An 11,285-nucleotide genomic window follows, 5' to 3' on the forward strand; every position below is an offset into this window, starting at 1 on the left:
GTGGCGATCACCGCGGCCACCCCCCAGGGACGGGCCGCCGTGGTGCGGATCCTGCACTACGCCGGGATCGAGCTCCGGTTCGGCGATCCCGCGCCCGCCCCTGCCACCCCCGCGCCGCTGCCGGGCGAGCGGGCCGTCCCGCCCGGCGAGGTGGCCGGGCTGGTGACGTTCCCCGTCCGGACCCCCGCCGAGCTCGGCGAACCGGAGAGGGCGACCGTGAACGACCAGGGCAGGGTCGTGTCGATGTTCTGGCCGGGCGGCATCAGGCTCGACCAGTTCGACGGGCGGCTGAGCCCGTACTTCTTCAAGAGCGTGGGCCCGCCCTGGCCCGAGGAGGTCACGGTCGCCGGACGCACCGGCTGGTGGCTCGGAGGTACACATCCGCTCGGCTACATCCAGCGAGAGGACGGCACCCAGGTGCCGCTGCGGCAGGCGGCGCCCACCCTCATCTGGCAGGCCGGCACGGTCGGCTACCGCCTGGAAGGCGCCGGCTCCAAGGAGCGCGCGGCCCGGATCGCCGGGTCTCTCCGCTGACGCCCCGGCCACGCCTCACTCCGGGGAGGCCAGCCAGTCGTCCACGCCCTGCAGCAGCTCCTTGCGCACCGGCTCCGGCGCCGCCGACGCCCGCACGGACTGCCGCGCCAGCTCGGCCACCTCCGCGTCGTCGAACCCGTACACCTCGCGGGCCAGCTCGTACTGCCGCAACAGCCGCGACCCGAACAGCAGCGGGTCGTCGGCCCCCAGCGCGATCGGCACCCCCGCGTCGAACAGCCGCCGCAGCGGCACGTCGGCGGCCCGCTCCGCCACCCCCAGCCCCACGTTCGACGTCGGGCACACCTCGCAGCAGATCTGCCGGTCGGCCAGCCGCTCCATCAGCCGCTCGTCCTCGGCCGCCCGCACGCCGTGGCCCACCCGGTCGGCGCCGAGATCGTCGACGCACTGCGCGATGCTGCGCGGCCCGAGCAACTCGCCCCCGTGCGGGACGGCCACCAGCCCGGCGCGCCTGGCGATCCTGAACGCCCGTTCGAAGTCGCGGGCCTCTCCGCGCCGCTCGTCGTTGGACAGCCCGAACCCCACGACCCCCTGGCCCACGAACTGCGCGGCCAGCCGGGCGAGCGTGTTGGCGTCCAGCGGATGTTTGGTGCGGTTGGCCGCCACCACCACCGCGACGCCCACGTCCGCCCGCTGGGCGGCCTGCGCCGCCGCGTCGAGCATCAGTTCCAGCGTGGCCGTCAGCCCGCCGAACCGCTGCGCGAAGCCCGACGGGTCGACCTGGATCTCCAGCCACCGCGACCCCGCCGCGACCTCGTCCTCGGCCGTCTCCCGCAGCAGCCGGTAGACGTGCTCCGGCGTGCTGAGCACCGACCGCGCGATGTCGTACAGCCGCTGGAACCGGAACCACCCGCGCTCGTCGGTGGCCCGCAACCGCGGCGGCCAGTCCTCGACCAGCGCGTCAGGCAGGTGCAAACCCTGCTCCCCGGCCAGCTCGATCAACGTCGAATGCCGCATCGAGCCGGTGAAGTGCAGGTGCAGATGGGCCTTGGGCAGCGTGTCTAGCGGACGTGGCATTTCCACATCTTGCCACCTGGCCAGCGACGACAGCCCCAACGTCGCCAGGCTAACGCCGGCGCCCGGAAGGGCAATGCAGCAGAAAGAGACCTGACCGGTCGGGTAAAGCCCCGGTACGACCGGGGTCAAACAGGGGATCATCCGTGCATGATCCCTGACGGGCCGGAACTCGGGCAGATGCGACGCGGAGCCTTGGCGTTAGTCGCGCTCGGTGTCACGGTCCTCATCATCTACGGCCTCTTCGCCTCGGGCTTCGGACGTCTCCACCGCGCCGCCGTCGCGGGGGCGTCCGGACCCGTCGTGGACCCTGTCGGCGCCGGACTCGCCGGGGGAGGGGTGAGCGGCCCCACCCCGGCCCAGGGCCGAACCACCCTCGCGGTCATCTCCGACGACTTCTGGCTCACCTACCTGCCCGCCGGGCTCGAACGCACCGGAGGCGGCGTGATCAGGCCGGAGCCCGGAGTCGAGGGCGGCTGGGCCAAGTTCTCCTCCACCGCCGGCGTCGTCGAGGCCCAGGTCGAGCACGGGACGGTCGCCGCCGACTGGGACACCTACCGAGCGCGCAACCCGCTGCGGAACGCCAGGAACAGCACGATCCGCGGCAAGCCCGCCATGGTCGGCGAGACCCCCGACGGCGGCCAGGAGATCGTCTGGCTGGAACGCGCCGGCACCGGCGCGTGGATCAAGGTGAGCCGGACGCTCAGCGAAGAATTGCTGCCAATTGCCGCATCGGTCGAGGCTCCTGTAGGAAACTAGGGCCTTTTCTCCGCGCATTCACAAAGAGTCATGGGGGGTCGATGCGGCGCCTGACGGCACCGTCGCTCATGCTGTCCCTGGCCGTATGCGGCACCCTGTCACTCTCCGCGTGCGGCACCGCCGTCCCGGCGATCCCGACCGCGGCCCCGGCGCCGTCGGTCTCCGAGGTGCCCACGCTGACCTGCGGCTCCGGCCCGGTGGGCATCACACGCCTGCCCGACGGGCTCACCCGCACGGGCGCCTTCACCCGGCTCGCCTCGCTGACGAAGCGACTCAAGGTGCAGGGCTGGGCCTGGAAGGGAGGCGGGGAGGAGGTGCGGGTCGGCGTGGTGTGCGGGGTCCGCTCGGCCGAGGTGTTCGCCACACTCGTCCGCAGGTCCAGCCTCGGCGCCTACCACGGCAAGCCCGCGCTGCGGTGGCGGACGTCCGGCGGCACGCGCGCCTTCATGTGGCTCGAACGGCCGGGCACCGCCGTCTTCGTCACCGCCACGCCCGGACTCGCCGCCGAGCTGAACAGGATCGTGGGCGGCGTCACACCACTCAGCTGACCTCGGGCGTCCCGCACGCTCGGGTGCGGGACGCCCGCGGGCTCAGTGCGCCTCTGACAGCAGCTTGGACAGGCGGCTGACGCCCTCGACCAGGTCGTCGTCGCCCAGCGCGTACGACAGCCTGAAGTAGCCGGGAGTGCCGAACGCCTCGCCGGGGACGACCGCCACCTCCGCCTCCTCCAGGATCAGCTCCGCCAGCTCGGCCGAGGTCTGCGGACGCCTGCCGCGCAGCTCCTTGCCCAGCAGTTCCTTGACCGACGGGTAGGCGTAGAACGCGCCCTGAGGCTCGGGGCAGAACACGCCCGGGATCTCGTTGAGCATGCGGACCATCGTCTGACGGCGGCGGTCGAACGCCTCGCGCATCCGCGCGACCGCCGACAGGTCGCCCGCGACCGCGGCCAGCGCCGCCCGCTGCGACACGTTGGCCACGTTGGACGTGGCGTGCGACTGCATGTTCGTCGCCGCCTTGACCACGTCGGCCGGGCCGATCATCCAGCCCACCCGCCAGCCCGTCATGGCGTAGGTCTTGGCCACGCCGTTCAGGATCACGACGCGGTCGCCCAGCTCGGGGACGGCCGTGGCGATGCTGGTGAACTCGGTGCCGCCGTACACGAGGTGCTCGTAGATCTCGTCGGTGACGACCCACAGGCCGTGCTCGGCCGCCCAGCGGCCGATCGCCACCGTCTGCTCGCGCGAGTAGACGGCCCCCGTCGGGTTGGACGGTGAGACGAACAGCAGGACCTTGGTGCGCTCCGTGCGCGCCGCCTCCAGCTGCTCCACGCTTGCCAGGTAGCCGGTCGTCTCGTCGGTGACGACGTCCACCTGGACGCCGCCCGCGAGCTTGATCGCCTCCGGGTAGGTGGTCCAGTAGGGCGCCACGACCAGGACCTCGTCGCCCGGGTCGAGCAGCGTCGCGAACGCCTCGTAGACGGCCTGCTTGCCGCCGTTGGTGACCAGCACCTGCGACGCTTCGACCTGGTAGCCGGAGTCGCGCCGCGTCTTGTCGGCGATCGCCTGCTTGAGCTCGGGCAGGCCGCCCGCCGGGGTGTACTTGTGGAAGCGTGGATCGCGGGCCGCCTCGACCGCTGCTTCGACGATGTAGCCGGGCGTCGGGAAGTCGGGCTCGCCCGCGCCGAAGCCGATGACCGGGCGGCCGGCCGCCTTCATCGCCTTCGCCTTGGAGTCCACGGCGAGTGTCGCGGACTCGGATATCGCGGAAATTCGTGTGGAGACACGGGGTCGGGTGGACATGTTTCCATGCTCCCACGTGCACGTGACCTGGGCGATCAGGTTCTGGTTCGACGTGGCGGGCATTACCCCGATACACTCTCGCCTGGTCGTACCGCCGCATGTCGACGTGCGGTTCGGTCCAGGCAGTGAGTCAATCAGGGTAGTGTGGTTGACGACATAGGGCACTGGCGCAATTGGTAGCGCACCGGTCTCCAAAACCGGCGGTTGGGGGTTCGAGTCCCTCGTGCCCTGCGAGTGCGGTCCGCGCAACAGTAGGCGTGTAAGCGCGCCGCAAACTGCGTTGGATACGACAGATCAGGTGAGGACTGTGGCGATCGACACGCGCGGCGAGACCGCAGGCAAGCCTAGTGGCGAAAAGAAGACACGCACTTCGCCTGCCCTTTTCTACCGGCAGGTCGTCAATGAGCTCCGTAAGGTCATTTGGCCGACACGTAAGGATCTCGTCACCTATACCACGGTCGTTCTGGTATTCGTTCTGATCATGGTTGCGATCGTGTACGGGTTCGACAGCGCCCTGGGCTGGGCGGTCCTCCGCGTCTTCGGCGGAGCCTGAGCCGCGACACCGCCTGGTGCCACCTGACGGAGTCGCCCTTCGATTCGACGAAAGAGGAAGAGTCACCGTGTCCGAGTCTTCAGTGCCGGCCGACGGCCCCCGCGACGAGTGGGGCGGCGAGCCGGAACAGCCCGTCGAGGCCGCTGAGGAGATCGTCGACGAGGCCGAGGTCGCCGAGAGCGACGAGGAGGCCGCCGACGAGGCTCCCGCCGCCGACGAAGACGGTGAGACGCTGCCCGACGTCGATCCTGTCGAGGAGTTCAAACTCTCCCTGCGCGGGCTGCCCGGCGAGTGGTACGTGATCCACTCCTACGCCGGTTACGAGAACCGCGTCAAGTCCAACATCGAGAGCCGCAACGTGTCGCTCAACATGGAGGACTACATCTACCAGGTCGAGGTGCCGACGCACACCGTCCAGGAGTTCAAGAGCGGCAAGAAGGTGCCGGTCAAGGAGCGGGTGCTCCCCGGCTACGTGCTGGTGCGCATGGAGCTGACCGACGAGTCCTGGGCCGCCGTCCGGAACACGCCTGGCGTGACCGGTTTCGTGGGTCTGTCGAACAAGCCGAGCCCGCTCAGCCTCGACGAGGTCGCCAAGCTGCTGGCGCCCGAGCCGACGGAAGAGAGCAAGAAGGCCGCCGCCAAGTCGACCACGGGCCCCACGGTCGAGTTCGAGATCGGCGAGTCCGTCACCGTCATGGACGGCCCGTTCGCCACGCTGCCCGCCTCGGTCAGCGAGATCAGCCCCGAGTCGCAGAAGCTCAAGGTGCTCGTCTCGATCTTCGGTCGCGAGACTCCGGTCGAGCTCTCGTTCAACCAGGTCTCGAAGATCTAAGACGATCACGTAGGCTGATACGTCGTCCCCACACATGTGAGGGTGATCCCAGGAATGTCGTGGATCCCTCACATCCGTGGGGTTTCGCAACACACTCAGGACCCGGAGAAGGATCATGCCTCCAAAGAAGAAGATTGCGGCCTTGGTGAAGGTCCAGCTGCCCGCTGGACAGGCCACGCCCGCGCCGCCCGTCGGTACCGCCCTCGGTCCGCACGGCGTCAACATCATGGACTTCGTCAAGCAGTACAACGCTGCGACGGAGGCCCAGCGGGGCAACATCATCCCCGTTGAGATCACCATTTTCGAGGACCGCAGCTTCACCTTCGTCACGAAGACGCCCCCGGCGCCTGAGCTGATCAAGAAGGCTCTGGGCATCGACAAGGGCAGCGCGGTCCCGCACAAGGACAAGGTCGGCAAGCTCAGCCGCGAGCAGCTCCGCAGCATCGCCGAGACCAAGATGCCGGACCTCAACGCCAACGACGTCGAGGCCGCTGAGAAGATCATCGCCGGCACCGCCCGGTCGATGGGCATCACCGTCGCCGACTGACACCCTTCCCGAACCGTGGGAGGGCCGGATTCCGGCCCGCACACCACAAGGAGACAGACATGCAGCGCAGCAAGGCGCACAAGGACGCGGCCGCCAAGGTCGACCGCGACAAGCTCTACACCCCCGTCGAGGCGGCGAAGCTCGCCAAGGAGACGTCCACCACCAAGTTCGACGCCACCGTCGAAGTGGCGCTCCGGCTGGGCGTCGACCCTCGCAAGGCCGACCAGATCGTGCGCGGCACGGTCAACCTCCCGCACGGCACCGGCAAGACCGCCCGGGTCCTGGTCTTCGCGACCGGTGACCGTGCCGAGGCAGCCCGCGAGGCCGGCGCCGACATCGTCGGGGCCGACGAGCTGATCGACGAGATCGCCAAGGGCAACCGGCTCAACGAGTTCGACGCCGTCGTCGCCACCCCTGACCTCATGGGCAAGGTCGGCCGCCTGGGCCGCGTCCTCGGCCCGCGCGGTCTCATGCCGAACCCCAAGACCGGCACCGTGACGCCCGACGTCGCCAAGGCCGTCACCGAGATCAAGGGCGGCAAGATCGAGTTCCGCACCGACCGGCAGGCGAACCTGCACTTCATCATCGGCAAGACGTCGTTCGGCGAGCGCCAGCTCATCGAGAACTACGCGGCCGCGCTCGACGAGGTGCTCCGTCTCAAGCCGTCGGCCGCCAAGGGCCGTTACCTGAAGAAGGTCACCTTCTCCACCACGATGGGCCCCGGCGTTCCGGTCGACCCCAACCTCACCCGCGGCCTCACGGCCGAGCTCGAGGCGTAACCGAACCGGCCTTACGCGTACGCATGCGTACGCGACCTGGCAGAGCAGCGAGCCCCCGCCTGACTTCAGGCGGGGGCTTTCTGTGTTTTCGTGCTGACCTCGGGCTGCGCGCCGACTTTGGCGTGCCCGCGTGGCTGTGGCGGCTCGTAGGGCGGTGTGCCTCCGCCTGACTCCAGGTGCGGGTTCTGCGCCCTTGCGCCGACAACGGCGCGCCCCTGCGGCCGCCTCGCGCCTCGGGCTGCGTCGCGTAGCCTCGCTCCTCGCGGACAGGTGCCGTCGGTGTGCGGCTTCGCTGTGAGATGCGCCTGGCAGGCAGGTCGCGGTCTGCGCGGGTGCCGGAGGGGTGACAATCTGGTGGCTTTGCGGCAGGCGCGAGCTCCGGCGCGGCTGCGTGTCCGCCTGGTCGGGCGGTTCGGTGCGGTCCTCGGGGGACACGAGGCTCCGGGACATCCCTAGGTTTTCCCCTAGATCTTCAGGGAAGACGCCACGACGGAGACGCCGACACGTAGGGTCAAAACATGCTGAAGCGTAGGTATTCTCTCGCCACCGCCGCGGCCGGTGCCGCCCTCGTCGCGGTCGCGGTCGCCGGTTGTGGATCGAACGCGCAGCCCATCCAGGTCAAGCTGGCAGCCTCCGAGGTGCTCGCACAGGCCGCGCAGAAGACCCAGGAAGTCACCAGTTACACGGTGGACGCCGTCGCGAACGTGACGCACACCCAGGAAGGCAACGGCAAGGTGCAGGGGCGGATGCTGTACCAGCGGCAGCCGCTCGCCGTCGATCTCACGCTCGACACCGTCGACATGGGCGGGCGGGGCCTACCGGGCGGGGTGCGGGCCGTGCTCCAGGGCGACACCGTCTACGTCAAGGTAGAGGCGCTCAAGGAGATGCTCGGCGCGACCAAGCCGTGGATCAAGGTGCCGCTGACCGACGTTGGCTCGCCCGGGGAGGTCAAGCAGTACCTGGACCAGATCCAGCAGTTCGACCTCGCCAACGTCACCAAGCTGGTCACCGCGTCCCAGGACGTGAAGGCAGCGGGCAACGAGACCGTCGACGGTACCGACACGACCCACTACAGCGGGACGTTCCCCGTCGACGCCGCCGTCCAGCTGCTCCCCGCCGACGAGCAGGAGCCGGCCAAGTCCAACCTCGCCGAACTCAAGGACGTCAAGTTCGACATCTGGGTCGGCAGCGACGGCCTGCCCCGCAAGCTGGCGCTGAACGGCGCCAAGGAAGGCGCCACGCTGGACGCGACCATGCTGTTCAAGGGCTTCAACGAGCCCGTCAACATCCAGACCCCGCCCGCCGACCAGGTCGGGGACCTGCCCAACAGCACCACCAACTGAGAGCGATTTGGAAACTCGGCGGCCAGCACGTACTCTGGTCGTTGCCGAAGACCGCCGGTCGTCGTCAGGTGCCTCAAAGCCTGGCGACCGAAGGATCCGCTTCATGCGGACGGCCCGCGCAGGTGTGATACGAGTTTCCCACATGGTGTGAATCATGTGCGTGAGCCCCGTGTGCCCTGCGCCCGGGGCTGTTCTCATGTCTGGGCCTTCGCTGGCGGCACATCTGGAAGGAGGCCCATGGCGAGGGCGGATAAGGCGACAGCGGTTGCCGAGCTCAAGAGCGAGTTCGAAGGCAGCGCCGCCGCCGTTCTGACCGAGTACCGCGGTCTCACCGTCGCACAGCTCAAGCAGCTGCGCGTCTCTCTCGGTGAGAATGCGAAGTTCGCCGTGGCGAAGAACACCCTTACCAAGATCGCGGCCACCGAGGCCGGTCTCGCGGGTCTTGACGACCTGCTCACCGGTCCGACCGCGATCGCCTTTGTCAGCGGCGACGTTGTCGAGGCGGCCAAGGGTCTGCGTGACTTCGCCAAGGCCAATCCCCTTCTGGTGATCAAGGGCGGCGTCCTCGACGGCAAGAAGCTGGACGCATCCGAAATCACCAAGCTCGCCGACCTCGAGTCCCGCGAGGTGCTCCTCGCGAAGCTTGCTGGCGCGCTCAAGGCGAAGCAGAGCGCTGCTGCCGCGATGTTCGCCGCGCTGCCCACCAACATGGCTCAGCTGGCCGAAGCCCTTCGCGCGAAGCGCGAAGAGGCGGGCGAGTAGCACGGGGATTGCCGCAACACCCGCGGTCCCGATCCTAGTTTTCGCAAGATCCATACGGAGGAAACCATCATGGCGAAGCTCAGCACCGACGAGCTGCTCGACGCGTTCAAGGAGATGACCCTCCTCGAGCTTTCCGAGTTCGTGAAGCAGTTCGAGGAAGTCTTCGACGTCAAGGCCGCCGCCCCCGTCGCGGTTGCCGCTGCCCCCGCCGCTGCCGGTGACGGTGGCGCTGCCGCCCAGGCCGAGGAGCAGGACGAGTTCGACGTCATCCTCGAGGCTGCCGGCGACAAGAAGATCCAGGTCATCAAGGAGATCCGCGCCCTGACGTCCCTGGGCCTCAAGGAGGCCAAGGACCTGGTCGACGGCGCTCCGAAGCCGGTCTTCGACGGCAAGGTCAACAAGGAGCAGGCGGAGAAGGCCAAGGCTGCCCTCGAGGGCGCCGGCGCCACCGTCACCGTGAAGTAACTTCTGCTTCACGCGACTCTTCTTCGAAAGAGGCGGCCACACCCTGGTGCCGGGTGGGCCGCCTTTTTCGTGTCCGCATTCAGGGTCCGCGCCGACTCCGTGCCCAGGCCGGAACGCTCAGATTGAGATGCGTAAGGCGTCGTTCGGCGCGGCGTCCGTTCGTTGGGGGCGCTGTCTCTTCTCGCGCTCAGGCGTGCGATCACCCCCGCGTCGGGCTGCCGTCTGGTGCGTGATCTCTTTTGAGTCATGGGTGCGTGGCCTCCTTTGCGGCTGGGGGCGCGTCCGGCGTGGTTGGGTGCCGTCTGGCGTGGTTCGGCGCGCCGCCGTGCGTCTGTGAGACCCACGGTCTTGTACGGCTTCGCATGGGTTGCCCGCGCCGCCGTAGCGGGCCGGCGTCCGTCGAGCGCTGGTCGTGAAGGCTCACGGGGTGCTCGCCGTTACAACGCGTTCTTGGACGGGCTCACGCGATTCTCATGCGCGTCTCATCGCTCGGTGAGGGCGCCTGCTTAGCGTGCGGATGTGCTGAACATCGTCGCGCGTCCGAAGGCTCGTCATGCGGGGCTGGGCCTGCTGCTGCTCGCCACCGCCGCGCTGTACGTCTGGGGGCTCGGGGCCTCCGGGTGGGCCAACGCGTTCTACTCCGCCGCCGTGCAGGCCGGTAGCCAGAGCTGGAAGGCGTTCTTCTTCGGGGCGTCCGACGCAGCTGGGGCGATCACTGTCGACAAGACGCCTGCTTCGCTGTGGCCGATGGCGTTGAGCGTGCGGCTGTTCGGGCTGAACTCGTGGAGCATCCTGGTGCCGCAGGCGCTCATGGGCGTGGGCACGGTGGCCGTGGTGTACGCGACCGTGCGGCGGCTCTTTCCCGTTGGGCGGGGTTGCTCGCGGGCGGGGTCATGGCGCTCACTCCGGTGGCCGTGTTGATGTTCCGGTTCAACAACCCCGACGCGTTGCTGGTGTTGCTGCTGACCGTGGCCGGGTACTGCGTCGTCCGGGCGCAGGAGCGGGGGGCCACCTGGTGGCTGGTGCTGGCGGGAGCGGCGGTGGGTTTCGCGTTCCTGGCCAAGATGCTGCAGGCGTTCCTGGTGTTGCCCGGGTTCGCGCTGGTCTATCTGGTGACCGGTCCGGTGGCTGTCTGGCGACGGGTGCGGCAGTTGCTGCTGGCCGGGCTGGCCATGGTGGTGTCCGCCGGGTGGTGGGTGGCGGTCGTGGCGCTCGTGCCCGCCGCTGACCGGCCGTACATCGGCGGGTCGCAGGGGAACAGCGTCCTGGAGCTCGCGCTGGGCTACAACGGGATCGGGCGGCTCAACGGGGCGGACTACGGCGGGCTGGGGAACCTGAACCAGCAGGCCGGGTGGCTGCGGTTGTTCGACACCGAGGCCGACGGGCAGATCTCGTGGCTGTTGCCGGCGGCCCTGGTACTGCTGGCCGCCGCCACTTGGGTGACCTGGCGGGCGCCTCGGGCGGATCCGGTCCGGGCCGCCTTCTGGACGTGGGGGAGCTGGCTGGTCGTCACCGGGCTCGTCTTCAGCCTGATGCAGGGGATCTTCCACGCGTACTACACCGTTGCGCTGGCTCCGGCGATCGCCATGCTGGTGGGAATGGGGGTCGCCCTGCTGTGGGAGCGGAGGGCCTTCGCCGCGCTGGCGGTGGTCACCGCGGTGACGGCGGTGTGGGCGTACGTGCTGCTGTCGCGCAGCGCTGAGTGGAACTCGTGGCTCGGCCTCGTCGTGGGCGTCGTGGGGCTGGCCGCCGCGGGAGTGCTGGCCTTCGGGCGGCTGCTCGCCGTGCCGAGGTGGCGCAGGTGGGTGCTGGGGGGAGTGGTGGCGGCGCTGCTGGCGGGGCTGGCCGGGCCCGCGGCGTACGCGCTCGACACCGCCTCC

General features: G+C 69.3%; 12 protein-coding genes, 1 tRNA gene and 1 pseudogene. 12 read left to right on the top strand and 2 right to left on the bottom strand.

Annotation, left to right across the window (positions count from 1 at the left end):
- A partial coding sequence (locus ABZ297_RS44330; protein WP_355359783.1) for a hypothetical protein occupies positions 1–534 on the top strand: 534 nt, incomplete at its 5' end.
- A gap of 15 nt (positions 535–549) precedes the next feature.
- Here ABZ297_RS44330 and ABZ297_RS44335 read toward each other — a convergent pair.
- The gene (locus ABZ297_RS44335) at positions 550–1,569 is read right to left on the bottom strand and encodes an adenosine deaminase (RefSeq protein WP_355359786.1); all 1,020 of its coding nucleotides are present in this window, start codon (positions 1,567–1,569) and stop codon (positions 550–552) included.
- Positions 1,570–1,716: 147 nt separating this feature from the next.
- On the opposite strand from ABZ297_RS44335, the gene ABZ297_RS44340 reads away from it, so the two are divergent.
- Together ABZ297_RS44340 and ABZ297_RS44345 are read left to right on the top strand one after the other, a co-directional pair.
- Positions 1,717–2,325, top strand: a complete 609-nt coding sequence (locus tag ABZ297_RS44340; protein ID WP_355359789.1) for a hypothetical protein — start codon at positions 1,717–1,719, stop codon at positions 2,323–2,325.
- Positions 2,326–2,366: 41 nt separating this feature from the next.
- Positions 2,367–2,873 (top strand): hypothetical protein, encoded by a 507-nt coding sequence (locus ABZ297_RS44345; RefSeq protein ID WP_355359792.1) that lies wholly within the window; start codon positions 2,367–2,369, stop codon positions 2,871–2,873.
- A 42-nt stretch (positions 2,874–2,915) separates the two neighbouring features.
- Here ABZ297_RS44345 and ABZ297_RS44350 read toward each other — a convergent pair whose 3' ends face one another.
- Positions 2,916–4,124 (bottom strand): pyridoxal phosphate-dependent aminotransferase, encoded by a 1,209-nt coding sequence (locus tag ABZ297_RS44350; RefSeq protein WP_355359795.1) that lies wholly within the window; start codon positions 4,122–4,124, stop codon positions 2,916–2,918.
- A 158-nt stretch (positions 4,125–4,282) separates the two neighbouring features.
- Here ABZ297_RS44350 and ABZ297_RS44355 point away from each other — a divergent pair.
- The 9 genes and pseudogenes from ABZ297_RS44355 to ABZ297_RS44395 all read left to right on the top strand — a co-directional run.
- A tRNA-Trp gene (locus ABZ297_RS44355) sits at positions 4,283–4,355 on the top strand.
- A 76-nt stretch (positions 4,356–4,431) separates the two neighbouring features.
- Entirely contained in the window at positions 4,432–4,677 is a 246-nt protein-coding gene (gene secE / locus ABZ297_RS44360) for a preprotein translocase subunit SecE (RefSeq protein WP_350812842.1), read from the top strand.
- 67 nt (positions 4,678–4,744) lie between these two features.
- Complete coding sequence (nusG, locus tag ABZ297_RS44365; protein ID WP_355359798.1) at positions 4,745–5,509, top strand: transcription termination/antitermination protein NusG; 765 nt, start codon at positions 4,745–4,747, stop codon at positions 5,507–5,509.
- A gap of 115 nt (positions 5,510–5,624) precedes the next feature.
- Positions 5,625–6,056 carry a 50S ribosomal protein L11 gene (gene rplK, locus ABZ297_RS44370; protein ID WP_355359801.1) on the top strand — a complete coding sequence of 144 codons (432 nt, stop codon included), beginning with the start codon at positions 5,625–5,627 and terminating at the stop codon, positions 6,054–6,056.
- Positions 6,057–6,115: 59 nt separating this feature from the next.
- Positions 6,116–6,835, top strand: a complete 720-nt coding sequence (rplA, locus tag ABZ297_RS44375) for a 50S ribosomal protein L1 (RefSeq protein WP_350812839.1) — start codon at positions 6,116–6,118, stop codon at positions 6,833–6,835.
- A gap of 518 nt (positions 6,836–7,353) precedes the next feature.
- Positions 7,354–8,178 (top strand): LppX_LprAFG lipoprotein, encoded by an 825-nt coding sequence (locus ABZ297_RS44380; protein WP_355359805.1) that lies wholly within the window; start codon positions 7,354–7,356, stop codon positions 8,176–8,178.
- Positions 8,179–8,415: 237 nt separating this feature from the next.
- Positions 8,416–8,940: a 50S ribosomal protein L10 gene (rplJ, locus tag ABZ297_RS44385; protein ID WP_355359808.1), complete on the top strand. Its 525-nt coding sequence runs from the start codon at positions 8,416–8,418 to the stop codon at positions 8,938–8,940.
- Between the two features lie 69 nt (positions 8,941–9,009).
- Complete coding sequence (gene rplL, locus ABZ297_RS44390; RefSeq protein ID WP_355359811.1) at positions 9,010–9,405, top strand: 50S ribosomal protein L7/L12; 396 nt, start codon at positions 9,010–9,012, stop codon at positions 9,403–9,405.
- Positions 9,406–10,152: 747 nt separating this feature from the next.
- Positions 10,153–11,285: pseudogene (locus ABZ297_RS44395) on the top strand (glycosyltransferase family 39 protein); the annotation flags it as partial.

Origin of the sequence: Nonomuraea sp. NPDC005983 (genome assembly GCF_040614375.1) — a bacterium.
In the GTDB taxonomy this organism is placed as follows: domain Bacteria; phylum Actinomycetota; class Actinomycetes; order Streptosporangiales; family Streptosporangiaceae; genus Nonomuraea.